General features: G+C 68.4%; 29 protein-coding genes, 1 tRNA gene and 2 pseudogenes. 16 read left to right on the forward strand and 16 right to left on the reverse strand.

All coding sequences use genetic code 11. The features are described 5' to 3' along the window. Positions 1-283 precede the first annotated feature (283 nt). The 3 genes from GC106_RS42505 to GC106_RS42515 all read left to right on the forward strand — a co-directional run bounded on the left by GC106_RS42505 (position 284) and on the right by GC106_RS42515 (position 3,688). Positions 284-1,096, forward strand: a complete 813-nt coding sequence (locus tag GC106_RS42505) for a DeoR/GlpR family DNA-binding transcription regulator (protein WP_173141898.1) — start codon at positions 284-286, stop codon at positions 1,094-1,096. Next, positions 1,093-2,184 carry a galactose-1-phosphate uridylyltransferase gene (gene galT, locus GC106_RS42510; RefSeq protein WP_173141865.1) on the forward strand — a complete coding sequence of 364 codons (1,092 nt, stop codon included), beginning with the start codon at positions 1,093-1,095 and terminating at the stop codon, positions 2,182-2,184. The genes GC106_RS42505 and galT overlap by 4 nt, the downstream gene beginning before the upstream one ends. 82 nt (positions 2,185-2,266) lie before the next feature. Further along, positions 2,267-3,688 carry a S1C family serine protease gene (locus tag GC106_RS42515; RefSeq protein WP_173141866.1) on the forward strand — a complete coding sequence of 474 codons (1,422 nt, stop codon included), beginning with the start codon at positions 2,267-2,269 and terminating at the stop codon, positions 3,686-3,688. A gap of 317 nt (positions 3,689-4,005) precedes the next feature. Here the strand turns inward: GC106_RS42515 and GC106_RS42520 are convergent, their stop codons facing one another. From GC106_RS42520 to GC106_RS42540, 5 genes are read right to left on the reverse strand one after another with little or no spacing between them, the layout of a single operon-like run. After that, positions 4,006-4,398: a hypothetical protein gene (locus tag GC106_RS42520; RefSeq protein ID WP_312873337.1), complete on the reverse strand. Its 393-nt coding sequence runs from the start codon at positions 4,396-4,398 to the stop codon at positions 4,006-4,008. After that, positions 4,395-5,459 (reverse strand): molybdopterin-dependent oxidoreductase, encoded by a 1,065-nt coding sequence (locus GC106_RS42525; protein ID WP_173141868.1) that lies wholly within the window; start codon positions 5,457-5,459, stop codon positions 4,395-4,397. Before GC106_RS42525 ends, GC106_RS42520 begins: the two co-directional genes overlap by 4 nt. Then, positions 5,456-6,058 carry a class I SAM-dependent methyltransferase gene (locus tag GC106_RS42530; RefSeq protein ID WP_312873338.1) on the reverse strand — a complete coding sequence of 201 codons (603 nt, stop codon included), beginning with the start codon at positions 6,056-6,058 and terminating at the stop codon, positions 5,456-5,458. The genes GC106_RS42525 and GC106_RS42530 overlap by 4 nt, the downstream gene beginning before the upstream one ends. After that, the gene (locus GC106_RS42535; protein WP_173141869.1) at positions 6,055-6,687 is read right to left on the reverse strand and encodes a TIGR04282 family arsenosugar biosynthesis glycosyltransferase; all 633 of its coding nucleotides are present in this window, start codon (positions 6,685-6,687) and stop codon (positions 6,055-6,057) included. Before GC106_RS42535 ends, GC106_RS42530 begins: the two co-directional genes overlap by 4 nt. Continuing rightward, positions 6,684-7,334, reverse strand: coding sequence for a glycosyltransferase family 2 protein (locus GC106_RS42540; RefSeq protein ID WP_173141870.1), 651 nt, complete (start codon positions 7,332-7,334; stop codon positions 6,684-6,686). The genes GC106_RS42535 and GC106_RS42540 overlap by 4 nt, the downstream gene beginning before the upstream one ends. A gap of 143 nt (positions 7,335-7,477) precedes the next feature. Between GC106_RS42540 and GC106_RS42545 the strand changes: the two genes are divergently transcribed. From GC106_RS42545 to GC106_RS42555, 3 genes are read left to right on the forward strand one after another with little or no spacing between them, the layout of a single operon-like run. After that, positions 7,478-8,758, forward strand: a complete 1,281-nt coding sequence (locus tag GC106_RS42545; RefSeq protein ID WP_173141871.1) for a hypothetical protein — start codon at positions 7,478-7,480, stop codon at positions 8,756-8,758. A gap of 5 nt (positions 8,759-8,763) precedes the next feature. Further along, entirely contained in the window at positions 8,764-9,456 is a 693-nt protein-coding gene (locus tag GC106_RS42550; protein ID WP_173141872.1) for a response regulator transcription factor, read from the forward strand. After that, complete coding sequence (locus GC106_RS42555; RefSeq protein WP_173141873.1) at positions 9,443-10,507, forward strand: sensor histidine kinase; 1,065 nt, start codon at positions 9,443-9,445, stop codon at positions 10,505-10,507. The genes GC106_RS42550 and GC106_RS42555 overlap by 14 nt, the downstream gene beginning before the upstream one ends. Positions 10,508-10,692: 185 nt before the next feature. Here GC106_RS42555 and GC106_RS42560 read toward each other — a convergent pair whose 3' ends face one another. After that, the gene (locus GC106_RS42560) at positions 10,693-10,848 is read right to left on the reverse strand and encodes a fructose-1,6-bisphosphatase (protein WP_143446560.1); all 156 of its coding nucleotides are present in this window, start codon (positions 10,846-10,848) and stop codon (positions 10,693-10,695) included. Beyond that, entirely contained in the window at positions 10,833-11,333 is a 501-nt protein-coding gene (locus GC106_RS42565; RefSeq protein ID WP_033383400.1) for a MogA/MoaB family molybdenum cofactor biosynthesis protein, read from the reverse strand. Before GC106_RS42565 ends, GC106_RS42560 begins: the two co-directional genes overlap by 16 nt. Before the next feature lie 93 nt (positions 11,334-11,426). Between GC106_RS42565 and GC106_RS42570 the strand changes: the two genes are divergently transcribed. The 3 genes from GC106_RS42570 to mscL all read left to right on the forward strand — a co-directional run bounded on the left by GC106_RS42570 (position 11,427) and on the right by mscL (position 13,722). Then, complete coding sequence (locus tag GC106_RS42570; RefSeq protein WP_173141874.1) at positions 11,427-12,458, forward strand: NAD-dependent epimerase/dehydratase family protein; 1,032 nt, start codon at positions 11,427-11,429, stop codon at positions 12,456-12,458. 170 nt (positions 12,459-12,628) lie between these two features. Next, the gene (locus GC106_RS42575) at positions 12,629-13,231 is read left to right on the forward strand and encodes an SAF domain-containing protein (protein ID WP_173141875.1); all 603 of its coding nucleotides are present in this window, start codon (positions 12,629-12,631) and stop codon (positions 13,229-13,231) included. Between the two features lie 32 nt (positions 13,232-13,263). Further along, the gene (gene mscL / locus GC106_RS42580; RefSeq protein ID WP_173141876.1) at positions 13,264-13,722 is read left to right on the forward strand and encodes a large conductance mechanosensitive channel protein MscL; all 459 of its coding nucleotides are present in this window, start codon (positions 13,264-13,266) and stop codon (positions 13,720-13,722) included. Between the two features lie 85 nt (positions 13,723-13,807). On the opposite strand, the gene GC106_RS42585 is transcribed toward mscL, so the two are convergent. Continuing rightward, positions 13,808-14,131: an FmdB family zinc ribbon protein gene (locus GC106_RS42585; RefSeq protein ID WP_173141877.1), complete on the reverse strand. Its 324-nt coding sequence runs from the start codon at positions 14,129-14,131 to the stop codon at positions 13,808-13,810. A gap of 57 nt (positions 14,132-14,188) precedes the next feature. Further along, positions 14,189-14,767 (reverse strand): 5-formyltetrahydrofolate cyclo-ligase, encoded by a 579-nt coding sequence (locus GC106_RS42590; RefSeq protein WP_173141878.1) that lies wholly within the window; start codon positions 14,765-14,767, stop codon positions 14,189-14,191. Between the two features lie 24 nt (positions 14,768-14,791). On the opposite strand from GC106_RS42590, the gene GC106_RS42595 reads away from it, so the two are divergent. From GC106_RS42595 to GC106_RS42615, 5 genes are all read left to right on the forward strand, one after another. Continuing rightward, complete coding sequence (locus tag GC106_RS42595; RefSeq protein WP_173141879.1) at positions 14,792-15,679, forward strand: UTP--glucose-1-phosphate uridylyltransferase; 888 nt, start codon at positions 14,792-14,794, stop codon at positions 15,677-15,679. Positions 15,680-15,696: 17 nt separating this feature from the next. Further along, a complete protein-coding gene (gene glp / locus GC106_RS42600; protein ID WP_173141880.1) occupies positions 15,697-16,920 on the forward strand; it encodes a molybdotransferase-like divisome protein Glp in 1,224 nt (407 codons plus the stop codon). Positions 16,921-16,924: 4 nt separating this feature from the next. Further along, on the forward strand, positions 16,925-17,581 hold the full coding sequence (locus tag GC106_RS42605; RefSeq protein WP_173141881.1) for a GNAT family N-acetyltransferase: 657 nt from the start codon (positions 16,925-16,927) through the stop codon (positions 17,579-17,581). Positions 17,582-17,735: 154 nt separating this feature from the next. Beyond that, on the forward strand, positions 17,736-18,596 hold the full coding sequence (gene sepX, locus GC106_RS42610) for a divisome protein SepX/GlpR (protein ID WP_173141882.1): 861 nt from the start codon (positions 17,736-17,738) through the stop codon (positions 18,594-18,596). A gap of 40 nt (positions 18,597-18,636) precedes the next feature. Beyond that, positions 18,637-18,709: transfer RNA gene (locus tag GC106_RS42615), tRNA-Ala, on the forward strand. Between the two features lie 668 nt (positions 18,710-19,377). Here the strand turns inward: GC106_RS42615 and GC106_RS42620 are convergent. The 3 genes from GC106_RS42620 to GC106_RS42630 all read right to left on the reverse strand — a co-directional run bounded on the left by GC106_RS42620 (position 19,378) and on the right by GC106_RS42630 (position 22,338). After that, positions 19,378-19,980, reverse strand: a complete 603-nt coding sequence (locus GC106_RS42620; protein WP_173141883.1) for a TetR/AcrR family transcriptional regulator — start codon at positions 19,978-19,980, stop codon at positions 19,378-19,380. A gap of 157 nt (positions 19,981-20,137) precedes the next feature. Next, entirely contained in the window at positions 20,138-21,094 is a 957-nt protein-coding gene (locus GC106_RS42625) for an NmrA family NAD(P)-binding protein (RefSeq protein ID WP_312873341.1), read from the reverse strand. Beyond that, complete coding sequence (locus GC106_RS42630) at positions 21,049-22,338, reverse strand: FAD-dependent oxidoreductase (protein ID WP_173141884.1); 1,290 nt, start codon at positions 22,336-22,338, stop codon at positions 21,049-21,051. The genes GC106_RS42625 and GC106_RS42630 overlap by 46 nt, the downstream gene beginning before the upstream one ends. Before the next feature lie 25 nt (positions 22,339-22,363). On the opposite strand from GC106_RS42630, the gene GC106_RS42635 reads away from it, so the two are divergent. Next, complete coding sequence (locus tag GC106_RS42635) at positions 22,364-23,053, forward strand: TetR/AcrR family transcriptional regulator (RefSeq protein ID WP_173141885.1); 690 nt, start codon at positions 22,364-22,366, stop codon at positions 23,051-23,053. 144 nt (positions 23,054-23,197) lie between these two features. On the opposite strand, the pseudogene GC106_RS49835 reads toward GC106_RS42635, so the two are convergent. The 4 genes and pseudogenes from GC106_RS49835 to GC106_RS42655 all read right to left on the reverse strand — a co-directional run. Then, positions 23,198-23,482: pseudogene (locus GC106_RS49835) on the reverse strand (acyl-CoA-like ligand-binding transcription factor); the annotation flags it as partial. Positions 23,483-23,627: 145 nt separating this feature from the next. Next, entirely contained in the window at positions 23,628-24,818 is a 1,191-nt protein-coding gene (locus GC106_RS42645) for a cytochrome P450 (RefSeq protein ID WP_173141886.1), read from the reverse strand. A 126-nt stretch (positions 24,819-24,944) separates the two neighbouring features. Further along, positions 24,945-25,379 carry a hypothetical protein gene (locus GC106_RS42650; RefSeq protein WP_173141887.1) on the reverse strand — a complete coding sequence of 145 codons (435 nt, stop codon included), beginning with the start codon at positions 25,377-25,379 and terminating at the stop codon, positions 24,945-24,947. Positions 25,380-25,515: 136 nt separating this feature from the next. Beyond that, on the reverse strand, positions 25,516-26,523 hold the full coding sequence (locus tag GC106_RS42655) for a helix-turn-helix domain-containing protein (RefSeq protein WP_173141888.1): 1,008 nt from the start codon (positions 26,521-26,523) through the stop codon (positions 25,516-25,518). 306 nt (positions 26,524-26,829) lie between these two features. Here GC106_RS42655 and GC106_RS49595 point away from each other — a divergent pair. Beyond that, positions 26,830-26,960 (forward strand): annotated as a pseudogene (locus GC106_RS49595) (D-lactate dehydrogenase VanH-A); the annotation flags it as partial.

Below are 26,960 nucleotides of genomic sequence, written 5' to 3' on the forward strand. Positions count from 1 at the left end.
GCTCCAAACCCCACGGACTCAAACAAGAGTGCTCACAATCTTGTAGCGGTCACACGTCCTGTCAAGCCCCGTTACGGACCTGTTAACCCGGTCGGATGACCCTGGGGCGAGTAGAATAGGAGGTGGAGCTGGGCTTAATCGATACGACGTGACCCGCTCGTCGGGCGGCACATCGAACAGATTCGCCCGGACTGGATGTTTGAGTATGTTGTGTTGTCGCCTATGCTCACCGCGAGTGCGGTCGTCGTGACGGGCGACAGGCATGGGCTGGAAGGGGTATGCGGTGCTCGCGCGGCAGCGGCAGGCGATGATCCTCGAAGAAGTCAAGAAGACCGGTGCGGTCCGGGTCAGCGACCTGGTCGACCGGCTCGGCGTGTCGGACATGACCGTGCGCCGTGACCTCGAGGTTCTGTCCCGCCGCGGCCTGGTCGAGAAGGTGTACGGCGGAGCGACCGCGGTCGTCGGCCGCAGCACCGACGAACCGGGGTTCGAGGCCAAGTCCGTCCAGCAGCTGCCGCAGAAGGAAGCGATCTCCGCGCTCGCCGCGACGCTGGTCAAACCCGGCACCGCGATCGGGCTGTCCGCGGGCACGACGACGTGGACTTTCGCCCGTTATCTCGACGACGTGCCCGAGCTGACCGTGGTCACGAACTCGATCCAGGTCGCCGACGTCCTACAGCGGACCGGCCGTTCGGACAGGACAGTCGTGCTGACCGGTGGCGTCCGCACGCCGTCGGACGCCTTGGTGGGTCCGGTTGCCGTGCACACGTTGAGGTCGTTGCATTTGGACATGGTGTTCCTCGGTGTGCACGGGATGGCGGCAGGGCCTGGCTACACGACGCCGAACCTGAACGAGAGCGAGACCAACCGCGCTCTCGTGGAGGCGGGCGGCCGTCTGGTCGTGCTGGCCGATCACACGAAGTGGGGAACGGTCGGGATTTCCACCATCGCGGACCTCGAGGACGCCGATGTGCTGGTCACCGACGACGGGTTGAGCGAGGAAGGCCGGGAGTTCCTGGCCGAACGCGTCGGCGAGCTGATGATCGCCGACGTGGACGAGGATGGGATGTCCACCACCGGAGGGGAAACCGCGTGAGGCGCACCGTGACCCGGCTGGCCGATGGCCGGGAGATCGTGTATTTCGACGACACGCCGGACGCGCCGGCCCGGACCGCGGCCGACACCCGGGATCTGCCGCCGTTCCACCCGAGCTCGGAGATCCGGCGCGATCCGCTGACCGACGAGTGGGTGGCGATGGCCACGCACCGGCAGACGCGGACGTACAGGCCGCCGGTCGAGACGTGCCCGCTGTGCCCGAGCGCGCCGGGACGGCCGACCGAGATCCCCGAGTCGAGCTACGACGTGGTGGTCTTCGAGAACCGTTTCCCATCGTTCTCGCACACCAACGGGGACGGCCACGGTTTGTCCATTGTGGATGGCATGGAGATGGTCCCGCGCGCGCCGGGCGACGGCCGCTGCGAGGTCGTGTGCTTCACCTCCGACCACAACAGCTCGTTCGGTGAACTGAGCGTGCCCCGGATTCGTACGGTCGTGGACGTGTGGGCCGACCGCACCGAGGCGATGTCCGCCCTGCCGTACGTGGCGCAGGTCTTCCCGTTCGAGAACCGGGGCGAGGAGATCGGCGTGACGCTGAGCCACCCGCACGGCCAGATCTACGGGTACCCGTTCATCACCCCGCGCACCGAGCGCATGCTCGAGGTCGCTTCGTCTTATCTGGACAAACACGGCCGTCCGGTGATGGGGGACGTGCTGGCCGCCGAACGTGCCGCGGGCACCCGCGTGGTCGAGGCGTCCGAGTACTGGACGGCGTTCGTGCCCGCCGCCGCGCGGTGGCCGGTCGAGGTGCACGTGGTGCCGCATCGGCAGGTCCCGGACCTGCCCGCGTTGACCTCCGCCGAGCGTGACGACTTCGCGGACCTGTACTCCCGTGTGCTCAAGCACCTGGACTCGCTGTACGACCGTCCGCTTCCTTATATAGCAGCCTGGCACCAGGCGCCGGTGCGCGAAGGCCGTGACCTGGCGTGGCTGCACCTGGAGGTGTTCTCCGTCCTGCGGACCAAGGACAAGCTGAAGTACCTGGCCGGGTCGGAGTCCGGAATGGCCGTGTGGATCAACGACGTGACCCCGGAGGCCGTGGCCGAGCGCCTGCGCAGTGCTGGGTGAGAACCGGGCCGGCCGAGATTCTGCGGGCAAGTCCTAGGTTCGTCTCAGGCGGTTCTCAGGAGTTGACGGCAAGCTAAGCGTCATGACCGAGAACACCCCCGGCCCGCAGGAGCCGCCGCGGCAGGACCCGCAGGACGCGTACTGGCGTCCGCAGGAGCCTGCCCGGCAGGACCAGGCTCAGCAGGCGGATGCCCAGGATGCGGAGCATTCACAGTGGCAGCCTCAGCAGGAGGCGACGCGGGAGATTCCGCAGGAGGAATCGCGCACGACCGCGCAGTCCGACCCGTGGGTGGCGCACCAGCAGCCCACGCAGGAACAGCAGCAGGTGCTGTTCGGTTCGGCGGTGTCCGGCCAGGGTCAGCCCGGTGTGTACGTGCCGCCGAGCTCGACGCAGACGTACCCGACGCCGCCACCGCTGGGTCAAGCATCGCCGCCACGACGCGCCAGCGGCCTCGTCGCCGGGGTCGCGGTGCTGGCGCTGCTCACCGGTGGCGGCGCGGGTGCTCTCGGTGGCTACCTGGTCGCCGAGAACAACGCCGCCACGGCGCCGTCCGCGCTGGACGTGCCGCCGCCGGCCGCGCAGGCGTCGACCAACGCGCCGGACGGCACGATCGAGGCCGTCGCGAACAAGCTCCTGCCGAGCGTGGTGCAGCTGCGTACCCGCAGCGGTGAGGGCTCCGGCTTCGTGATCAGGCAGGACGGCCTGGTCGTGACGAACAACCACGTGATCGAGGAGGCCGCGAACGGCGGCACGCTGAAGGTCGTCTTCCAGGACGGGCAGATCGCGGACGCTTCGGTCGTCGGCCGTGACCCGTCCTCGGACCTCGCGGTCGTGCAGGCCAAGGGGGCCTCCGGCAAGACCCCGGTCGTGCTCGGCCGCTCCGACGATCTCAAGGTCGGCCAGGCTGTGGTGGCGATCGGCTCGCCGTTCGAGCTGTCCGGCACGGTGACGTCCGGGATCGTCAGCTCGCTGCACCGCCCGACCAGGGCAGGCGGCGACGACGGCTCTGAAGCGACGGTGATGGACGCGATTCAGACCGACGCCGCGATCAACCCGGGCAACTCCGGCGGTCCGCTGGTGAACATGGCCGGGCAGGTCGTCGGCATCAACTCGGCGATCTACAGCCCGGGCAGCTCCTCCCGCCAGCAGGGCGGTTCGGTCGGCATCGGCTTCGCCATCCCGATCGATCAGGCCCGCCGCACGGCGGACGAGATCGTCAAGACCGGCAAGGCCACGCAGACCGTGCTTGGCGTGTCCGTGCAGACGGACCCGAACGGCGGCGCCCGCGTGAACGAAGTGACGCCAGGCGGCGCCGCGGCGGCGGCCGGCATCGCCGCGGGCGACGTGGTGACCAAGCTGAACGACCGCCGCATCGACACCTCCGACGCGCTCGTCGCGGCGGTCCGGTCCTTGGCGCCGGGCGACAAGGTGACGCTGACCATCGGCAACGGCACCAAGACGGTGACCGCCACGTTGGGCGGCCAGCCGGTGCCGATCAACTAGAACGCTCGGTCGTTTCAGGCGACCGAGACCAGCTCTCCTCGCAGGTCCCGGCTTGGGCAGGGCAAGCCCGGGCCTCGCGGGGAGGGACAACTCCGGCCCAGTCGGGTGGGCCGGAACGCCGATTCTCTCGGGGAGATCGGCCCCGGCTCGCTGCCCCCGAGCCGGCACATGCCGAGCCGCACACGACGGATTTCCCCTCGTCCGTCGTCGTGCGGCTCCGGCATGTCCACCACTCCTGCACCCCGTGTCCACCACTCCTGCACCCCGTGTCCACCACTCCTGCACCCCGAGATGTACTTTCCGGCACCCCGAGATGCCTACTCAGGGCCCGCGCCGGTCGCTGCCCGGCGGCGCATCCGTCGGCCGAGGAACGCGGCCAGGACCACCAGCCACACGACACCGATGCTGATCGCCAGGTCAAGCCAGTAGTTCCGGTCGTGCAGACCCGGGTTGACCGGCACCTGTGGTTGCCAGACCAAGGGAACCGCGATCAGCACCAGCACCCCGGAGACCACGGCGCCGGTTTTGACCGGGCCCTTCAGCACCAAGCCCACCAGACCCACGACCGGAGCCAGCGCGAAGTCGTGCAGGATCGGCCCGGCCACGAACCACGCGCCGAACTCGACGATCTGCGGCACCTGAATCGCCAGCAGAGCTCCCCACACGATCATCACGAGCCCGGCCGCGCCGAGCAGAAGCCGTGTCCTCACAGCACCTCCAGCCGGTTGACCCATTTGGTCTGCAGCACGCCCGGCCGATTCGGGGCGATGATCCGGCACGGATACCCGTGATCCAGGTCCAGGACTTCACCGTTGCAGCGCAAAGCCAGCAATGTCAGCGGATCGCGAGTGTGCGCACCGGGCAACACGCTCGTCCGGTACAACCCGTTCTGTTCCATCGAATGCACCTTCACGGACACACCAGGGCCGGCACCGGCGGCCGCCAGCAGGTCCACCACCGGCACACCGGTCCAGCTCGCCGACTGACTCCACCCCTCGACACAGGCGATCGGCAGGTCGGCAGTGGTCTGCCGCATCGCGGTCAACTCGGCCAGCGTGAACCGCTTCCCCGCCACGTCCAGCGTCCACGACGGGTCCCGGACGACACCGGCCGCGACGGCCGTCCGGTTCACTGGAACGCCCTGTGGGGCCTTGTTCGACCGCCACGCCAGCACGGACACATCACGCAGGAAAGGCACTGTCACACCGGCAGTCGCGACGACCGCCGCGCCGGAAGCGAGCCACGTCGTCCTCAGGAAAGCCCGGCGTGACGCATCCGGCAGCGGATCGCGCTGGAGCGCGCGGCGGATGATCGGCAGTTTGACGCCGATGTGCACCAGAATCGATCCCACGGCGACCCAGGCGACCGCGTAATGGGCGTCCGGGAAGTAGAAGCTCCACAGGTAGTTCTGGCCGACGTTGAGGATGCCCGTCACCAGCTCGAAGAACGCCGCCCCGGACAACACCAGGATCGAGCCGCGTTCCAGCGCGTGCGGCAACGACTTGATCAGCGGACGTTCGAACAGCTTCGGGTAGACCGACCACAGTTTGGCCAGCAGCAAGGGGATGGCCGCGACACCGGAGACGACGTGCAGGCCCTGCGTGACCCGGTAGAGGTTGACGGGCCGGGACGGCCAGAAGAACCACGACGGCGGGTGCTGGATGGCGTGGCTGACCAGCCCGGTGACGAAGCAGACCAGGAAGGCGATCCCGAGCCAGAGCCCGATCCGTGACGTGGCTTTCTCGTGATGAGCCGTACTGGTGAACTTCATCGCGGCACCAGCTCCGTGAACCACCGGTCGCCGCCTTCGGCTATCCAGCGCGGCCGGAAACCAGCGGCACCAGCCGTTTCGTCAACGGCGTCCGCGCCCAGCCATGCCCACGGCAACCACGTGCCCGAGCCGTTCACCCGGACCTGCTGGCGGCGAAGTCCCGTCCCCGGCGGGTCGATTTCGACGAAAACCTTGCCGTCGCGGGAAAGCAGCCGTCGAATCCGGTTGAGCAGCCGGACCGGATCGCCGCCGATACCGATGTTCCCGTCGGCCAGAAGTACGCTGTGCCACCGCCCTTCACCAGGCAACGGGTCAAACACGTTCCGCCGCAGCGCGATCGCGCCGCGCGCGAGCGTGAGCCGGACCGCCACAGGGGAGACGTCCACCCCGAGCACGGGAACTCCACGGCTGGTCAGTGCGCTTGCCAGCCTGCCTGGGCCGCAGCCGACGTCCAATGTCGGTCCCGCGCAGTGGGCGAGCAGCATCTCGTCGCTCGGTTGAGTGGCGAGCCACTGCTGTACCGGCAACGTGATCCGTTCGCCGGACGCCAGCTCGAGCCAGCATTCGGCGCTCTTCAGCGCGACGTCGAAGTCGGTCACCGGGCACCCACCGTCATCGCGAACCGGCCGTTGGTCTGGCTCGCCACTCTGGTCGCGTCCGCCATTGTGTCCACATCGGACAGTACGGGCAGGTGGCCGATCCTGAGGTGGCTCAGCGCGGACCACGTCAGCTCTCCGGTGTCCGGCTGGGACATCGGCACGTCCCGCAACACGGCCGCCTGACGCGGGTCGCGCAGCCCGAGCGCCCACCAACCACCGTCCGAGGCTTGCCCCAGCACGGCGTCCAGCTCGTGCAGGCGTTCAAGGGCACTCATCAGCAGCGCGGGGGTGACTTGTGGCGTGTCCATCCCGATCTGCACGACCGGCCCGAGATCCGCGACGTCCGCGTGCGCGTTCGCGAGCCGTTCGCCGAACGTATCTCCGCGTTGCGGAATGACTGTCGTCCGGCGCAACGTCCGGGTCAGCTCATAGCGTCTGGCTGCGTGGCGCAGATCGCCCGTGAACGCGACAACCGGTGTGACGTGGGGGACCGCCAGCACCGCGTCGAGCGTGTCCAGCAGCGACGCGGCCGCGATGTCCGCGGCCTCGGCGGGAGTCGCGGGCGGGCAGAGGCGTGTCTTGGCCAGGCCCGCGACCGGCGACTTGGCGACCACGAGCAGGCACGTCATCGCAACACTCCCGCCATGTCCCGGACCGCGCGCAGCGTGCCCTTGACCGAACCTGAGACCTTGGACTTGGTCCCGGCCGCTCGTGCGCGGTAGACCACGTCGTGCTCAACCACCCGCCAGCCGCTCTGATGGGCTCGTAGCAACAGTTCCAGCGGATAGCCAAAGGCGCGATCCTCGATGCCGAGCGCGAGCAGATCCGCCCTCCTGGCCACGCGCATCGCGGCGATATCCGTGACCTGTAGGCCTTTCCTGCGGAGCAGAGCCGCGAGGACGGCGTTGCCTGCTCGGGCGTGCCACGGCCAGACGGCACGGCTCACGGGGACCCGGCGTGCGACGGCCATGTCCGCGCCCGCGCGGACGCTTTCGACCAGCTTCGGCAGATCGCGCGGGTCGAGCGACGCGTCCGCGTCCATGAAACACACCAGGTCGGAAGTGGCGTGTTCAAGTCCTGTGTGGACGGCAGCGCCGTAGCCGCGGCGCGGTTCGCCGACCACCTTGGCGCCGAGGCTCGCGGCGATCTCCGGCGAGCCGTCCGAAGATCCGTTGTCCACCACAATCGCTTGGTACCCGGCGGGTAGCGCGCCGAGCACTGACGGCAGTGCCGCGGCCTCGTCGAGGCAGGGCAGCACCACATCGATCATGTCCATGACAGGGAGTCAAGTCCATCATGGATACTCGTGGACCTGGTGCGGCTCTTACCGATTTGTGACGGCTGACTACTTCTTACGGAGTTGTGACGGCCCTGGTCGCGCAGTGGCCGGACGGTCCGGAGAGGACTACGGTTCGGCCCGTGTCCCGCGCTGTCAAGATACGCGGCGATGTGGTCGCGCTCGTCCTCCTGGCCGCCGCCATCGCCGTCGGCTTCGGTTTCGGCATCCGGTTGTCGGGCAGCAGGCACTTCCCCGGCGCGCCGGGCACGTTCGGTGAATGGCCGGTGCTCGGCGAATGGTCGCCGCATGTCGGAATCGGCACGCCACTGGCGATCCTCGTCGCGATCGCCGTCGTCACGTGGGGACCCGCGCTGGCCGTCCGCCTGCCTTGGCGTAGGGCCCTGCTGCTCGGTTATGTGACCAGCGTCGCCTGGATCCTTTCGCTCGCGTTGATCGACGGCTGGCAGCGCGGCGTCGCCGGGCAGCTCACCAGCCAGGACGAGTACCTCAGCGCGGTCCCGGGGATCACCGGCATCGGCGGGTTCCTGCGGACGTTCTCCTCGCGAATCCTCGATTTCCAGCCGGATTCCCTGATCACCCACGTCGCCGGGCATCCGCCGGGCGCCACGCTGGTCTTCGTGTGGCTGGACCGACTGGGCCTGTCCGGTGGCGGCTGGGCCGCGGTCGTGTGTGTGCTGGCCGGCGCCCTCACCACCGTGGCTGTGCCTGTTGCTGTTGCGGCGTTGGGCAAGCCTGAGCTGGCGCGCGCGACGCTGCCGTTCATCGTGTTGTTCCCCGGAGCGGTGTGGCTGGGTGTCTCCGCCGACGCTCTGTTCGCGGGCGTCACGGCGTCCGGGATCGCTCTGCTCGCGCTGCGGACGAGGCTGTCTGCCCTGGTCGGCGGGCTGCTGCTGGGCTTCGGCGCGTTTTTGTCGTACGGCCTTGTTTTAATCGGTGTGGTGGCGCTGGTGGTGTGCGCGGTGACCCGGAGCTGGCGGACTCTGGGGCTCGGCGTGCTGGCCGCCTGTGCGGTCGTGGGGGCGTTCGCGTGGGCGGGGTTCTGGTGGTTCGACGGCTATCACCTGGTCGTCGAGCGGTACTACCAGGGCATCGCGAACGATCGGCCGTACTGGTACTGGGTGTGGGCGAACTTGGCGTGCCTCGCGCTGGTGATCGGGCCCGCGGTGGTCGCCGGGCTGCCGCGCGCCTGGCGGTTCCCGTTGGTCGCGGCCGCGATCGTGGCCGTGCTGATGGCGGACGTGTCCGGCCTGTCCAAGTCCGAGGTCGAGCGGATCTGGCTGCCGTTCGCCGTCTGGCTGGTGCCCGCCGCCGGCTTCCTGACCGGCCGAAGACGATGGTGGCTGGTGGCGCAGGCGGTCACCGCGCTTATGGTGAACCACTTGCTGCTGACGAACTGGTGAGGACGATGAGCGAACAGGGCCACGTGCTGGTGGTGGACGACGACGAGACGGTCCGTGACGTCGTCCGGCGGTACCTCGAGCTGGCCGGGTACGAAGTGACCGTCGCGGGCGACGGCGAGCGGGCGCTCGAACTGGTGGCCCAGTCGGAACCCGATCTCATCGTGCTCGACCTGATGCTGCCGGGCATCGACGGCCTGGAGGTGTGCCGGCGCATCCGGCAACGCAGCGCCGTGCCGATCGTCATGCTCACCGCACTGGGCGATGAGGAGAACCGGATCGCCGGCCTGCAGCTCGGCGCCGACGACTACGTCAGCAAACCGTTCAGCCCCAGGGAGTTGGCGTTGCGGGTGGGGTCGGTGCTGCGGCGTGCCCGTGCCGTGCCCGCCACGCCGAACCACCAGGTGGTCAGCGACGGAGACCTGACCCTGGAGGTCGGCGCGCGCAAGGCCGTGCTGCGTGGTGCCGAGCTGTCCCTGACCACCAGGGAGTTCGACCTGCTGATGTTCCTGATGAACAACGCGGGCACCGCGTTCTCGCGTGCCGAGCTGCTGGCCAAGGTGTGGGGCTGGGACTTCGGCGATCAGTCCACTGTGACCGTCCACGTGCGACGGTTGCGGGAGAAGATCGAGGCCGAACCGGCCAAACCGGTCCGGATCGCGACCGTGTGGGGAGTGGGTTATCGCTATGACCGCGCCTAGCGTGATCGACCCGTCGGAGCCGTTGGGCGCGATGGTCGAGCACGCGCTGCACATCCTGCCGTTCGCGCTCGCGTTCACCGTGCCGGTCACCGCCATCGGCGTTCTCCTGCTGTACATGCTGCGCAAGGGACGGCTCGCGACCAACCTGACAGTCCTCGTGCTGATCCCGGTCGCGGCCGTCGTGGTCGGTGTACTGGGCGTCAGCGGGTTCATGTTCAACACGACCCTCACCACGATGCTGCTGGTGTGCCTGTTGGTGGTGGTCGTGACGCTGCCCGCGGCGATCCTCCTCGGGCGCATGATCGCGGCACGCAGCGTGTGGGAACGGGAGGCACGTGACCGTGAACGCGCGGCCGAGGCGTCCCGGCGCGAACTCGTGGCCTGGATCAGTCACGACCTGCGCACGCCGCTCGCCGGAATCCAGGCGATGGCCGAGGCCTTAGCTGACGGCGTAGTGGCCGAGCCACGGGAGATCGCCGAGTACGCCAACCGGATCGGCGGCGAGACCCGCAGGCTGTCCGGCATGGTCGACGACCTGTTCGAGCTGTCCAGGATCACCGCGGGCGCACTGGAGCTGACCCTGTCCAAGGTGGCTCTGCAGGATGTCGTCAGCGACGCTCTGGCCGGTCAGCAGTCCGTCGCGGATCGCAAGAAGGTGCGCCTGGTGGCCAACGCCCAGGCCTGGCCGGTCGTGCTCGGCAGCGACCCGGAGCTGGCCCGGGTCGTGCGCAACCTCGTGTCGAACGCGATCCGCCACACGCCGCCGGACGGCACGGTGGCCGTGCAGCTGGGTGTGGACGGCTCGAACGCGATCCTCGCCGTGGACGACTCCTGCGGCGGCATCCCGGAACAGGAGCTCAGCCGCGTTTTCGAGGTCGCCTTCCGCGGCAGCTCGGCCCGCACACCGGCGCCACGCGGTGACGAGCCGATCGGCGCCGGATTAGGCCTGGCGATAGCGAAAGGCCTGGTGGAGGCGCACCGGGGCCGGATCACCGCGCACAACCTCGGCCCCGGTTGCCGCTTCGAGGTACGCCTGCCGTTGGCCGTCTAGGCCGTGTTTCAAATGCCCGATCGCGATAGCCGGGCCGGATGCGGCCCCTGACGCCACCGCGGGACCGCCCAAAGACAACCAGTATTCGCGGCGATCCCGCGGCGACGCCAGGAACCGCCCCACCGAGCCGATTCCGGCCTCCGGCCGGGGCAGACTCTCATCGACCGGGACATTCGAAACACGACCTAGCCGTGGTGCGGCGGCTTGTTGCGCAAGTACCAGTCGTCGTCCCGCTGCTCGGGCTCTGGCTCGCGCTCGTCCTTGGTCGTGTCCGGCAGGACGTCGCCGAAGACCTCGTCGATCTTGCGGCGGCGTTCCTCGGGGGTCAGTTCCCGTCCCACCCGGACAGCTCCCCGATCACGTACGGGACCAGCGACGACAACGTGGCCATGCCGTCGCGGACCGCGGCGCGCGAACCCGCCAGGTTCACCACCAGCGTGCTGCCCGAGACACCGACCAGGCCACGCGAGATACCGGCGTCCACCGCGCCCGCGGCCAGACCGGACGACCTCAGTGCCTCGGCGATGCCGGGAATCCGCTTGTCCAGCACGCCCTGGGTGGCGTCCGGCGTGACGTCACGCGGCAGCAGACCCGTGCCACCGACGGTGACGACGAGGTCGACGCCGCCGATCACGGCGGTGTTCAACGCGTTGCGGATGTCCACGACCTCGCCGGCGACGGCCACCGTCCCGTCGACGATGAAACCGGCCTCCTCCAGCAGTTCGGTCACGAGCGGACCCGGTGAGTCCTCGTTCTCACCGTGCGCGATCCGGTCGTCGACGACGACAATGAGAGCCCTGCCCAGCCGCTGCGCGCTGCGTTCCATGGGCCTAAAGATATCCGTATCGAGATCTGTCCGTTCTATGACGTCTCGCCCGCGAGGGCTGTGACGGGGTGATAACGGCCATAGCGTTGCCCTATGCGCGTACTGCTCACCGGTGGGGCCGGGTTCGTCGGGTCCCACATCGCCGATCTGCTGACCGGACGCGGCCACGAGGTCGTGGTGCTGGACAACTTGTTGCCACAGGCTCATTCAGGCGTTCCAGAGTGGACGTCGGAGCTGGTCCGTGGCGACGTGCAGGACATGGAGCTGGTGACCCGGCTGCTGCGTGGTGTCGACGCCGTGTGCCATCAGGCAGCCGTGGTCGGCCATGGGCTTGATCCGTCGGACGCGCCGCTTTACGTGCGTAACAACGATCACGGCACCGCGGTCCTGCTCGCCGCGATGCATGCCGCGGGAGTCGACAAGCTTGTCCTGGCTTCGTCGATGGTCGTCTACGGCGAGGGCCGGTACGTCTGTGCCTCGCATGGCGACGTCCGGCCTGGCCCCCGGCTCGCCGCGGACCTCGGTGCGGGCCGGTATGAACCCGCTTGCCCGCTATGTGGTGATTCGCTTGCCTGGGCGCTGATCGACGAGGACGCGCCGCTCGATCCACGTAGTACATACGCGGCCACCAAGGTCGCTCAGGAGCACCTCGCGTCGGCGTGGGCGCGGCAAGCTGGCGGGAACGTATGGGCGTTGCGGTACCACAACGTGTACGGGCCTCGTATGCCTCGTGACACGCCGTACGCCGGTGTGGCCTCGTTGTTCCGTTCGGCCCTGCAGCGCGGCGAGGCACCGACGGTGCTGGAGGACGGCCTGCAGCGCCGGGACTTCGTGCACGTTCACGACGTGGCCATGGCCAACGTCCTGGCGTTGGAGACATCGGTTTCCGGCTTCGTCCCGATCAACGTGTGCTCCGGCTCGCCGCACACCGTCGGCGAACTGGCCACCGAACTCGCTTCGGCCTACGGCGGCCCGATGCCTCGGATCGTCGGCGGCGCGCGGTCCGGCGACGTCCGGCATGTCGTCGCTTCCCCTGTCCGCGCCCGCGTGGTCCTGGGTTACGAGGCTCAGGTCGGCTTCGCCGAGGGCGTGAAGGCGTTCGCAACCGATCCGCTGCGCGCTTGACTTCCGCCCGGCCCGGGACACCGCTGACACCTGCGTTCCCGCTCACACCCTTGGTGGCCCTGTCAAATCGTCAACCGCGTTTTCGGCCGAGTTATCCACAGCGGCCACTTGTCCACAGGCGTGACCCGTCGATCCTGTCCCGGAGCGTGCCCGCCTGAGACCGTGAAGACATGAAACGTCTGCTCCTCGCTCTCCGCACCACAGGCTGGGTCCGCACGGTCGCCATCCGGCGGCTCGTCGCGGCCGCACTCCTCGCGCTCGCCGCGTTCCTGGCGTTCCGTCCCCACCACACATCAGAGGCGCCCATGCTCGTCGCCGCACACGACCTCGCAGCAGGCCTGACATTGTCCACATCGGATCTCCGGCTCGTCAGAGCGCCGCCCGGCCTGGTGCCCCGAGCCGCACTGACCGATCTGTCCGCCGCAGCCGGTCAGGTTCTGGCCGCAGGCGCGTCGGCCGGCGAGCCGATCACTTCGGCGCGGCTGCTCGGACCGGAGAACACCCGGCTGACGGCCGGTTCCGACGACGTGGCCGCGGTTCCGATTCGGCTTGCCGACGAAGGGGTAGCCGAACTGCTGGTGCCGGGGGTGCGCGTCGACATCGTCGCGCCGGACCAATCCGTGCTCGCGTCGAGTGCGACCGTACTGACCGTGCGGTCGACAGGAGGGTCACGTGAGCAGGGGCGGCTGGTCGTGGTGGCGTTACCCAGTCACGCCGCGCCGCGAGTGGCGGCTGCCGCCTTGACCAAGGAGGTAACCGTTACTCTCCGGTGAATCTCTGTTCGGCTGAGTGAGGGAGTTGTGCCGTGCTGAAGGGTTTCAAGGACTTCATCATGCGCGGGAACGTGCTGGAACTGGCGGTCGCGGTGGTGATGGGCACCGCGTTCACGGCAGTGGTCACCGCGGTGGTCAACAGTGTCCTCAACCCGCTGATCGCCTCGTTCGGCGGCGCGAACGTGACCGGGCTGTCCTGGCAGATCGTGTCCGGCAACGCGAAGTCCACAATGGACTTCGCCGCGGTGATCACCGCGATCATCAACTTCCTGCTGATTGCCGTGGTGGTGTACTTCCTGCTGGTCATGCCGATGAAGAGGATCCAGGAGCGCCGCAGGCGGGGCGAGGAGGCGGGGCCGTCCGAGCCGACCCAGGTCGAGGTTCTGATGGAGATCCGGGACCTGCTCCAGTCCCAGCAGCGGTCCGGTCCCGCGCAGACCCAGGGCGGTCAGTCTTCAGCTGGCCAGTCCGCCCCTGGCGAGCTTCGCTGAACCGTACGAGCCAGAGCGCGGGCACGCCGGAAACGCGTGATGCCCCGGGCGCATGGCCCGGGGCACCAGAGGTGGTTTCGCGCGGTCAGGAGGCCTTGGCGGCCGGAGCGCTGCTGGTCGAGCTGCTGGAGGAGCTGGTCGAGGACTCCGACTTCGCGCTGCTCGACGAGGACGAGCTCTCGGACTTCGCCGTGCTCTTCTCGGAGCTGCCGCCGCCGGTGCTCGTGCTGGTCGAGCGGCTGTCCGTGCGGTAGAAGCCACTGCCCTTGAACACGACGCCCACGGACCCGTACAGCTTGCGCAGCTTGCCGGAGCACTCGGGGCAGACGGTCAGCGAAGGGTCGGTGAAGGCCTGCACCTGCTCGAACCGGTGATCGCACACGGTACATGCGTACTGGTAGGTCGGCACGGACTTCTCTCCTTATGAGACCGCAACTGTGTGACTAGCAGTCTAACACTAGGAGTGCTAAGGATTGGTGGCCTGGACCACGCCGCGACCCGGGGTCAGGACCGCGGTCATCCGCACGTCATGCCGGTCAGCGGGCAAGCGCGGCAAGAACTCCTGGTCCCGGACCACGCCGACCAACTCCGTCCCTTCCGCCGCGTGGACCAGTGAGCGGTCATAGTGACCAGCGCCACGTCCGAGCCGGACGCCGGTCTCGTCCACCGCCAGCGCGGGCACCAGGATCAGCGAGGCCTTCGCGATCGCCGCTGGTCCCAGCCGCGGACCCGGCGGCTCCATCAGCTTGTGCGGCCCGGGTCGCAAGGAACCGTCGTAGGCGGCCCAGTCCAGCGGGGCGAGGCCTGTCACGACTGGCAGCAGCACTTGGACGTCCATCTTCAGCAGGTCGTCCAGCACGGCGCGCGAGCCGGGTTCGGTGCCGACCGGTACGTACGCGCATATCGTCTGGCCTGCGTCGACCAGCTCGAGCACGGCTCTGGCGATGGCGTCCGCCTCCGCGACCCTGACCTCGGGCGGGACCGTGCGGCGGTCCGCGAGCAGCCGCGCGCGCCATTCGTCCTTGGTGGCGGGAGAAGCGGTCACGCCTTGAGGTTAGGCTCACAATCCATGAGCCCGTCGCTCGCATTCAAGACAGCAATCGTGCCCGCCGCAGGGCTTGGCACCCGTTTCCTGCCCACCACCAAGGCCGTGCCCAAGGAACTGCTGCCGGTGGTCGACACCCCGGGCATCGAACTCGTCGCCGCCGAAGCGGCCGACGCGGGCGCGGCCCGGCTGGTGATCGTCACGTCACCGGGCAAGGACGCCGTGGTCCAGTACTTCCAGCCGCAACCCGAACTCGAGGAGACCCTCGAGGCCCGCGGCAAGTCCGCGCTGCTGGACAAGGTCCGCCGCGCGCCCGCGCTGCTCAAGGTCGAGACCGCGATCCAGGAGCAGGCGCTGGGTCTCGGTCACGCGGTGGCGTGCGCCGAACCCAACCTCCACGGTGACGACGACGCCGTCGCCGTGCTGCTGCCCGACGACCTGGTGCTGCCGACCGGTGTCCTCAAGAAGATGGCCGACGTGCGCGCCGAGCGCGGGGGAAGCGTGCTGTGCGCGTTCGACATCCCGCGTGAGCAGATCTCGGCGTACGGCGTGTTCGACGTCGAGGAGACCGCCGATGACGACGTCAAGATCGTCCGCGGCATGGTCGAGAAGCCCCCTGCCGAGGAGGCGCCGTCGACCTTCGCCGCGGCCGGCCGGTACCTGCTCGACCGGGCGATCTTCGACGCGCTCAAGCGGATCACGCCGGGCGCGGGCGGGGAGCTCCAGCTGACCGACGCGATCGCGCTGTTGATCTCCGAGGGGCACCCCGTGCACGTGGTCGTGCACCGCGGCGGACGTCACGACCTGGGCAATCCTGGTGGTTTCCTGCGTGCCGCCGTGGACTTCGCGCTCGATGACCCTGAGTATGGGCCCGGGCTGCGTGAGTGGTTGCGCGACCGGGTCAGTGACTAGACACGAAGGTCGGGTGGATGAGGTCAGTCGACGAACAGCTCGCCAGGGCATTGGCCGCCGCGGTGCGGCCGGCGCCCGTGCGTGTGGCGATCTCTGAGGCACAGGGGTTGCTCTGCGCCGAGGAGGTCGTCGCCGAACACGCTTTGCCTGGCTTCGACCAGGCGGCGGTGGACGGTTACGCGGTGCGCAGCGTCGACGTGCAGTCGGCGGGCCGGGAGCCGGTGGTGCTCCCGGTCGTCGGCGAGATCGCGGCCGGGTCGCGGCAGCCGCGCAGACTCCAGCCCGGCCAGGCCGTCCGGGTGGACACCGGCGCGCCACTGCCCACTTTGGCCGACGCGGTCGTCCCGCTCGGCTACACCGACGAGCACCCGGCCCGGGTGACCATCAACCAGCCCGTCCCGTCCGCCGCGTACGTCCGGCGTACCGGTGAGGACGTGCAGACCGGGGACGTCGCGGTCCGGCGCGGCGCGACCATCGGCGCGGCCCAGGTCGGCCTGCTCGCCGCGGTCGGCCGGGCCAAGGTGCTCGTCTACCCGCGGCCGCGGGTGTCGATCATCTCGATCGGCGACGAGCTGGTGGACATCGACCGCGCGCCCAGCCAGGGCCAGGTCTACGACGTGAACTCGTACGCGCTGGCCGCCGCGGCCCGTGACGCCGGGGCCGAGGTCGCCAGGGTCGGCATCGTCAGCCCGGACCAGCGCCGCGTGCGCGAGGCCGTGGAGTCCCGGCTGCCGCTGTCGGAGATCGTGGTGTTGGCGGGCGGCGTCGGGGGAACCACAGGGGATGAGATTCGAGCCGCACTGTCGGACCTGGGCGAGGTGGACATGACCAGGGTCGCCATGCATCCGGGCTCGGTTCAGGGTTTCGGCAGGCTGGGCCAGGACGCGGTGCCGACGTTCGTGCTGCCCGCCAACCCGATGAGCGCGCTGGTCGTCTTCGAGGTGCTGGTCCGCCCGTTGATCAGGGCCGCGCAGGGCAAACGCAACCCGCGCCGCAGGCTGGTCACGGCCAGGCTGCTTTCGCCGATCTCGTCGACGAAGGGCCGTAAGGGCTTCCTGCGCGGCCAGTTGCTGCGGGACGAGACCAACGGCCAGTACCTTGTGCAACCGCTCGGCCTGTCCGGCGCGCACCTGCTCGCGTCGCTGGCCGAGGCCAACTGCCTGATCCTGGTGGACGAGGACACGACCGACGTGGCAGTGGGTGACGAGGTCCAAGTCAGCTTCCTGGCCCAGCGCGGGTGACGTGATGGACGCGCCGGGCCCGCAGGGCCGGCACCCGGGCTGGCCGGCGAAACTGGGACCGCTCCAGGTGAATGCCGGTCTCGTCGCGGTGCGCGGACCGCGCCTGCTCGACGCGTCGGCGTGGAGCAGGATCCGCTTACGCGACCGCGAGCACCTCGAACGCTGGGAGCCGACCGCCCCTGGCAGCTGGGAAGACCGCAACGGCACGTTCGCGTGGCCGGGTCAGTGGTCGTCGCTGCGTGCGCTGGCCCGTCGTGGCATGACCCTGCCATTCGTGATCACAGTGGATGATCAACTGGCTGGGCAGGTCACGGTCGGCAACGTGATCCGGGGCTCGCTCTGCTCGGCATGGGTCGGCTACTGGGTCGCCTCGCACCTGATCGGCGGCGGTGTCGCGCCCGCGGCGGTCGCGATGGTCGTCGATCACTGCTTCATGGCCGCCGGGCTGCACCGGATCGAGGCGACCGTACGCCCGGAGAACGCCGCCAGCCTGCGGGTTCTGGAGAAACTCGGCTTCCGCCAGGAGGGGCTGTTCAAGCGCTACCTCGACGTGGCGGGCGACTGGCGCGACCATTTCTGCTACGCGCTCACGACCGAGGACGTACCAGATGGACTGGTTTCCCGCCTGCTCGCGGACGGCCGTGCCACCATCCCCCGATAGGGGGAATTTCGTTTCCCCGTGTCAGCGATGAGCCGCATGAAAAACGCCTGAAAGGACCTTGCGCCCGAAGATCGGGCACGGCGCGCCTCCGTCACAGCTGTGACTGTTGTGACTAGCGTGGTCAATGGCAACGGATCGGGGGAGGTGACGAGGCATGCCGAGCTCACTCATCGTGGTGGCGCTCGTACTCGCGTGGCTGGTCGTCCTCGTGCCGATGATCGTGCGCAAGCGCCAGGAGATCGCCAGGACCGCGGACTCCGCACTGGCCGCCCGGGTGGTGCGGAAGGGCGGCGCCGAGGAGGCCGACATGCGCGACGCCGAAATCGAAGACAGCCACCGCGCCCACGACGTCGACGACGATCGTGACGATTACGGTGACGACTACGCCGACGATATGGATTCGGCTACGGAACACCCCAAATCCCTCGACATGGCGGACGAAGCGGACGATCGTGACCACGTGGCCACGGACAGTGCCGCCTCTCGCGCGGAACCGGCACCGCCCCGCCCCTACCGGCCGGGCCGCGGCGGATTCGACCCAGAAGCCGCCGCGCTGACAGCGCGTGCGAAGTACGCGTTCCGCCAACGCGTCGTCGTAGCCATGCTCCTGCTCGCCGTGGGCAGTGCAGTCGTGGCAGCCGTGATGTACCCACAGGTCTGGTGGGGCCACGGTGCGGTGGATCTCACACTCGTCGGATACCTGACCTATCTGCGGCGGCAGGTACGGATCGAAGAAGAGATCCGTCAACGCCGGATGGCCCGCATCGCCCAAGCCCGGCGCGCCCGCCCAGCAGAGCAAGCGGGGTACCGGGATGAGTATCGGGACGACTACCGCCAGGACCACCAGGACGAGCCCGTCGAGCGCCCAGAACCGGCCCCAGTCGCCGCGCCGACCCAGCCGCCCCGCATCACCCACCCCAACGCGGTCGTGGTCGATGTGGACGACGAAGACCCGGCATTCGACGAGCTCGACGACCTCGACAGCTTCCGCTACCGCCGAGCGGTGGGGGAGTGAAAACCGCTCCGGAGGGCCTGTTAAGCTACCGGAGCACCAAGGGGCTGTAGCGCAGTTGGTAGCGCGTCTCGTTCGCATCGAGAAGGTCAGGGGTTCGATTCCCCTCAGCTCCACGTCCTCAGGACGATCCTGCTCGCAGCCTTCGCTTCGCTTGGCTGCTCGCCGGGTCGTCCGTTTTATTTTGGGGGGCCGAGCCCCCCAAGCCCCCCACGGTGCGAGCTTCTTACCTTCCAGCGCTGGGCGCGTTGTGCCTTGACTAGCGTGGCTTTCTGTTTACTGGTTTGCTCGGCACTTTCGGGCCTTCGGCATGGGCTATCTGGTTCTTATGCTGGCGCGTTAGGTCCGCGGACTCTGGGGGTCGTGCCTCCAAGCCCCCCACGGTGCGAGCTTCTTACCTTCCAGCGCTGGGCGCGTTGTGCCTTGACTAGCGTGGCTTTCTGTTTACTGGTTCGCTCGGCACTTTCGGGCCTTCGGCATGGGCTATCTGGTTCTTATGCTGACGCGTTAGGTCCGTGGACTCTGGGGGTCGTGCCCCCCAAACCCCTCACGATGCGAGCTCCTGCCGAACCAGCGCTGGGCGCGTTGTGCCTTGACTAGCGTGGCTTTCTGTTTACTGGCTTGATGTCCTTTGGCAGACCCGGTTCCGCGTGCTGCCGCCGCGTTCAGACTTCACCAATCGAGTACCGCAGCCTGTAGTTCCGCGGCGTTGCGGAAGTAGACATACAACGACGGTGCTTCGGCCTGCGGTCGCCGGGGCAGGCATGGCCGCTCTGGACCGTCGTCAGTTCGGCAGGCGCACAAGTGGGAGGTAGACGGCGTCGAGGATGTCGTCGATCACGGCGTCGGTGATGGGCGTTCCATGGAGGATGAACTCGCTGCGCAGCAGGTCGAGCGCGACCGTCATGGTGCGCGTCCCACGCAGCTCGGGGCGGACCTCGCCGCGCTCGATCCCGCGGCGGTAGATCTCGTCCATGGCGTGCGGCTCGGAGTCCGCGAGTTGTCTGCGTGCTTCGGCTGCGAGTTCCCGGTTCTTCATGATCTCGGCGAGTACGCCGCGCAGCAGTTCGCCGTACTCGGAGTCCATCAGGTCGGCCATCGACCGCAGCATCGTGCGCGTGTCGGAGGCGAAGGAGCCGGTGTCGGGCGTGGTGAGCAGGGACTGGACCAGCCGGGCGTGCGCGTACACCACGAGCTCACCGAGGGTGCGCCACCGGCGGTACAGGGCGGCTTTACTGGTACGGGCCCGCTCGGCGATCCAGTCCATGGACAGTGCTGCGTACCCGCGTTCGACGAGGCCCTCGCGTGTCGCAGCCAGGATCGCGGCCTCCAGTTCGGCGCCGCGCTTGCGCGGCCCTTGGCGGTGGTCCATCGTCCTGCTGGCCATGCGTGCTCCCGCTCGTTGGTCGCGCTTCGTGGGGGCAGACGTTACCGTCGATTTAGGGAACTAGTTTTCCTCTAGTTGAGGTGTTCGTTGCAAGAGACCGTCGCTTCCCGCAGACTCGCACCTGCCCGTTCCGGCCACCCGCGCGCTGGGGCCGCACCTAGGCTTGCAGGAATGGTTTGAGTACGTGCCGGCACCATTGGCGGAAGCTGGTGGGAGCCGATGGTGACGCTTGCTGTTCGGCGTCGTAGATACCGCCGTTCTGGGCGGCGATCATGTCGGCCATGCCCTGGGCCCAGGCCTCGCTGACTCCACGCTGTGTCATTGTCCCCCGGAACTTCTCAAGGGGGACGTGGTGACAGTGGACCTCCCGGCCAAGAACTTCGGACATGATTCGGGCCATCTCGTGGGGACACAGGCTGTCGGGTCCGATCACCGGGACGCTGTCCTGGCCGGTCCACGAGTCGTCGAGCAACAGCGCGGCGGCCGTTGTGGCGATGTCGCGGGTGGCGACGGTCGCGAGCACACGATCCGGGGCGTTCGCCACGAAGAACATGCCGTTACTCATGATCGCCTCGCCCTGGCTGAGAAAGTTCTCCATGAAGTAGGGCATGCGCAGCGCGCGGTAACAGACGCCGGTGCTCTCGATGAGCTCGTCCATTGTGTACGCGGCGGACAGCAACCCGGCATGCTTGCCGTATGCGCGGCCCAGACTCGAAACGCCGACGACGTGTTCGACACCCTGACGCTGGATCGCATCGCAGGCCGCCCGCGTGAACTTCACGTAGTGTTCCGCTACGTCCTCGGCGTGGAAGTCCGGTGGCACCAGCCAGAACACCTGGTCGGCGCCCGCGAACGCCTCGGTGAGGACATCGGGGTCGCTGTGCGACCCGTGAACGATCTCGACGCGCTCGCGCACCTGCGGAGAGATCCGGGAAGGATCACGGGCGATCACGCGGACCGGCTTGCCGCGGTCGACGGCACTGTCGAGAACTTGTTTGCCGATCCGGCTGGTAGGGGCGGTTATGACGATCACGAAAGACCTCCAAAGAGTGGTTGGGGCGCCGGTGTCTACCGCGTCCCTGGCAGAACTGGTGTCGTCGCGCGTCGCGCCCACGGTGGGGCGTGTTCGGGTAGTGGCCCGATCCCGGTGAGCCAGGCGGGGACGACCTGGAGGGCGGGGAACCGGCGCATCACCCGCAGTGGCAGCGGTAGCGAGTCTGTGGGCGCCGCGACGGCGAATTCCGCGGGCGCGACGTCGACTGGCTCGGCTGCCAGCACCTCCCGGAGCAGGCCATGCAGTTGCCGCTGCATGGCCTGCATAACGGCTGTGGGCCACGACCGCCGTAGCTGCACGCGGCGGAGCGTCGGCACCGGGACTCGCCCACTGTCGCGCAACGTTGACGCGAGGATTCGTCCCGCCGCTACCGCGTCGGCCACCGCGAGGTTGATCCCTACGCCGCCGACCGGTGACATGGCGTGTGCGGCGTCGCCGATCAGTAGTAGCCCGTCGGTGTACCAGCGGCGCAGGCGCTCAAGGCGCACGTCGAGCAGCTTGACGTCGTCGAAGGACCGGAGTTCGCCCGCCCGGTCCGCCAGCCAGGGGACGAAAATGGCGAGACGGCGGCGGAACGCCTCGATCCCGGCCTCGCGCGACGGCGCATCGGTGCCTTTGCGGATGAGGTAGGCGCACTGCCAATAGTCGCCGCGGTCGATCATGACCATGTACTGACCAGGGGACATGCGCTCGACGTCCACGGCCGGGTCACCGGTGTGACGGGGCAGCCGGAACCACCACACGTCCATCGGCGTCGCGCACGACCGGGGAACCAGACCTGCGGCCGCGCGCACTGTGGAGCCGCGGCCATCGCACGCCACCGTCAGCCCGGCCCGCAGTTCGTGGGTGGACCCGTCGTCGCGGTCGGTGAACCGGATACCGGCGACACGGCCGCCCTCCCACAGCAATTCGGTGACCTCCGCGTTCCGTCGCAGCGTGAACGTCGGCTCGGCGTTGGCGACCTCGGCGAGCAGGGTGAGCAAGTCCCACTGCGGCACCATCGCGAGATACCGGTGCCTGCCGCGCAGCCGGGTCATGTCGGCCATCTGCACGCTGCCCTGGTCGAGATGGAGGCTGCCGCGTTCGGACCGCTGCTGGGGCAGGGCGGCGAAACGTTCGCCCAGCCCCAGTTCGTCGAGCAGGTTCAGCGTGGAGACGTGCACGGTGTCGCCGCGGAAGTCGCGCAGAAAATCGGCGTGCTTCTCCAGCACGGTGACCGCCACGCCCGCGCGGGCGAGCACGAGTCCCAGGAACATGCCCGCCGGTCCGCCACCGACGATGGCGCATGTCGTTCGCTGCCGCATCGGCACCACCTCCCTCGAATAGCGAATGATCTTTCGCTATTCGAAGCTACAGTCGGCGCTGGCGGTCGTCAAGGCGAATGACTGTTCGCCTAAGATGGGCGATATGCCGAGGATCACCGACCGGCGACGTGCGGCGAACCGGGCCGCCATCGTCGACGCCGCGCGCCGCTGCTTCGCCCGCGATGGCTTCCACCAGACCTCGATGCCCGACCTGGTTGCCGAGGCGGGCATCTCGGCAGGCGCGTTCTACCGCTACTTCAGCGGCAAGGACGAACTGATACGCGAAATCGCCCGCGAGTCCTTCGACGGTATCGGCCCGGCTGTCGTGGAGCGCATGAAACAGCTGGAGGCGCCATCCGTAGCCGACGTGATCGCGGTGCTGACTAACACCTTCATGGCGGGCACCATCACGGTAGAGGGCCGCGACATCGACCTTCGCGAGCATGGTCTGGTGGCTGTGCAGGCGTGGGCCGAGGTCGCCCGCAACGAGCACATGCGGGAGGAGGCTCACCGCGGAACAGAACTCATTGCCGACGGATGCGCCGGCGCGCTGGCGCGCGGGCAGCGCGCCGGCCGTGTCCCGGCCAACCTCGACCCGGACGACGGTGCGCGACTCGTGTTGGCCTTGCTGCCGGGCATTGTCTTGCACGGCGCGGTGTTCGGCCACGATGTCGCTGTGATCGCGCGCGCGGCCACAGTCCTGCTCGACGGCTGAGCCCACACCACGGGCCGCACCCGCAGAACTACCGCGGCCGGTGACCCACCCTCGGATGGTCGTCCACACCGGACACCAGACGCTTCGGAGGTTCCGTGCTGTCGTGGCAACCGCCGGTAGCGTCGGCGGACTCCCTCCGCCGGATTACGGGGCCAGCGGCGCGATGGCACCCATGGCGCGATCCAGGACTTCCGTGATCGGTCGGGACTCCGGGTTCCTGGCCCAAGCGAGGAGTGTCGCCTCCACACAGCCGAGCGCAGCGCCCACGATGGCGTCAGGGCGAGGGCCTGCGTCGTCCGAAGGATCGAGGGGCAACCGGCGGGCGATTTCTGGCCGCAACAGCCCGTGCCACCTCGAGTTCTTCTCCCGATGCCGGAGCGCGAGCGGTGGGGTGTCGATGATGAGGCGTGTCAGCTGACGGGTTCTCTCGTTGTCGGCTTCGTAAGGTCGGCCGGTTGTTGCTCACCGCCTGGTGGGAACCGGTCCTGACGGCGTGGCGCCGAGCACGTCGCACCGCAACGGCCCGCGAGGCCGCGCACAGGGTCGGCGTCGGCGGGCGGCGGGTTTCGCGTGCTCACCACGCAACGATGAGCTCGTCGATGCTCTGAATGGTGTCGGCACGGGCGGGTCGCAGTTGCGAGGCCGGAGTCTCGAGCCGCAGCGTGGGGAAGCGTTCGAACAGCAACGGCAGCGCGATCTGCAACTCGAGTCGCGCGAGGTTCTGGCCGAGACATTGGTGAACGCCGTAGCCGAACGCGTTGTGGTTACGCGAGCCTCGGCGGATGTCGAACTCGTCGGGATCGGGGAACAGTGCGGGGTCGAAGTTCGCCGGCCCGTTCGGAATCAGCACTCCCTCGCCCGCGCGAATGCGTTGCCCGGCGATGTCGATGTCGGCCGTTGCCACACGGGCACCGGCGGTGTCGGCGACGGAGGCGTAGCGCAGCAACTCCTCGACGAGATCGGGCGCGACACCGCGGTCCGCGCGGAGCTCCGCGAGTCGATCCGGGTGCTCCAGCAGGATCACGGTGCCGAGCGTGATCATGCTGGCGGTCGTCTCGTGGCCCGCCACGAGCAGCAGCAAGGCGATGCCGATGAGAAGTTCGCGGGACAGCTCACCGCGGGTGAGCTGGTCGCCGGCGAGCCTGCCGATGAGGCCGGGCATCGGCCGTTGGAGGGCGGTGTCGATCAGCGAGTCGAGATATGCCAGCAGTTCCGCGCGCGGCGCGGCCACTTCGTGCTCGTCGGCGGCCCGCATCAGCCGCCTGCTGGCGTCTTCGAAGAACTCGTGATCGGAGTACGGCACGCCGAGGATCTCGCAGATCACCAGCGACGGGATGGGTACCGCGTAGTTGACCACGAGATCGGCGGGAGAGCCGGCCGCGTTCAGCTGGTCGGCGGCCTGTGTGGCGATCTCCTCGATCCTCGGGCGCAACCCGTTGATCCGCTTGGCGGTGAAGTCGGGGATGGTCATCCGCCGGTAGTGGCCGTGCTCCGGCTCGTCCATGCCGATGAACGCGGGCGGCTGGCTGCGCACCGCCGCCCCGCGCGCCGAGATCAACGGGAAGTTCGGGTTCGTGCGATCGGCCGACAATCGCGAATCGCTGAGCAGCGCGCGTGCCTCCGTGTGGCGCGTGACCAGCCAACCGAGCTTGCCGTCGTGGAGCTCGACGCGATGTAGCGGCGCCTGCTCGGTCAGCTCGGCGTAGCCGAACGGCGGCCGGTAAGGACAGGTGCGCGGCTGCGGGAAGGCGGCCGTCGGTTCCATGTGCACTCCAAGCGTCGAGCCAATAGAGAACAATTTGTTTCCTATCGACTGTAGTGCGGTGGACCGTCCGGGGGCAACCGTTTCCACAACCAGGTCATCGTTACGCGACGAGCAAGCTCGTCAGCCTCATGGCCGCGCGAGAACTCGCACACCGCCTGCCCGACGTTCCCACGCACGGACGAGCTGCGGGGAGCAGGGCGGTCCAGCGCACTGCCAGCGTGCCAGCACGGAGTTGAGCAGGCGAAATCGCCGGTTCCAGTCGCCGGCCGCGGCCAGCGTCCTGGTCAGCACCCGGATGCGCGTATCGATCACTTTCGTGGGCCGGGACGCCGATCCGCCGAAGAGGGTGAACGCGGCCCATGGCTCGATCAGCACCTCGATCCCGTGCTCTGCCTCGTCGAGCACGAGCACGAGCGTCGTGTGTGCGGCAGGCGGTACCTGAAATTCCGATTCGCCGGGCAACAACCGGAACCCGCGGATGCGGCGAACACCAGGCCCCGATCGCACTACCGGCGCCGTCGCGATTTCCCATTTCTCCGGCCAGGACACGGACACCGTCATCAGCTCCCCCCGAATGACATCGCATCGCCAAGCGATATCACCCCGCGGTGCGCGGACTGCGCGGCTGAACGTGTTCGGAACCGTCTCGAACGGGCCCGAACCAGCTCGAACACGGTCGGGTGAGCCAGTTATCGCCTCATGGCGGAGGCAGCAGGTCGATCACGAATTCCTGGTCTGCCAACCCGGTGCAGGGACCGTGCACCGCTTCCCGGTCGGCCACGACCTCTTTGTTCCCGATTCCGAGGCACATATCGCTGTGCGTGGGATGGATTCGGTACCGTCGCGAATCGGGTGGGCCGGCCAGTGCCATTCGGAACACCTGGGAAGACCGGTTCTCGTCGCAGTCGTTCCATGGTTCGACCAGATCCCTGCCCGCGCCGTCGGTCCGGACGGTGAGACAGCCGATGCCCTCTGAGGCTTCGTGCCATTGGATTTGCACCAGATGTGCCTTGATCGGCCGCAGGTAGGTTCGCGGCGGGACGGCCTGCTCGCAGGGCCGCAACGCGGCGACGGGATGGGAGTAGCGACCGGTGGAGTCGCGTCCCTCGCTCACGCAGAGATCGGGTGCCGTGGCGGCACGGATCGCCACCCAGCTCCCGGCCATTCCCATGGTCAATCCGCGAATCGGCAGTCCGGTGCCGCTGGGCGGCGCATGTTCACGTGTCGGGCGCCCGACGAGGTCGGAGAAGAGGATGTATCCACCGATGCTGAGCGTGGCTGTCGCGACTACGGTCGCCACCACCAAGATCGCCCGCGAGGGTTCTCGTCGCCGCGGTGATGGTTCCGGTGGCGGTGTGGGGCCGGTCGGACTCTCCTTCGCTTCTGGTTCTCCCATCACGATTCGCTCGCGCGCGGCGAGCCATTCCTGAACGGCGGTCTCGCCGACGCCGCAGGCCCGCACCAGAGCCGTCACCATCTGCTCACGAGGCATGGTGGACCGGCCGAGAGCGGAAGCGATGGTGCTCGACGGAAGGACGTCCCCGGAGGCCGAGGCCTTTCCCTCCAGTTGGCGGTATGTCAACCCGGACCATAATCGCAGCGCCCGCAACGCGGCCACGAATTCCGTTGTCGTGCGCGCGTCCTGAGGTTGTGGTGGTTCCGCCGATCTGCCAGAGAGCCCGGGGTTCTCCTCGCGCGGGGTCACAGATCCAGCATGCCGCGACAGCGCAACGTAAGCAAGCGAACGTGCCCGCTTCGTCGCACTGCGTGATGCTCTGGCGGGCCAGCTCGATCCGAGGCCACCGCGACTGCTTCCCGGGCTCGTGAGTGTTTATCCGTGTTCTAACACAGATAAATACTCACGAGGTGGTGGTGGGGTGATGTATTACTGGTCGGTAACATATCGTGGGCATATCGAAAATCTGATACGTCCTGGCAACATCGCGCTGCCTTCAATGGCGGGGTGACCAACAGTGAACCAGCACGAACGGCGGCTCGCCGGGCTCGGTCGCTGGGGTCGTCGTCGGTGGTGCTGACCACGGGGATCACGGTGTATGGGTGTGAGCGGGACGAGGCGGTGGTGTTTCGGGAGTTGGCGCCGCGTGTGGGTGTGCTGCCGACGATTACCGAGGCGGCGGTGTC

Origin of the sequence: Kibdelosporangium persicum (assembly GCF_013280595.1) — a bacterium.
GTDB classification, from domain to species: domain Bacteria; phylum Actinomycetota; class Actinomycetes; order Mycobacteriales; family Pseudonocardiaceae; genus Kibdelosporangium; species Kibdelosporangium persicum.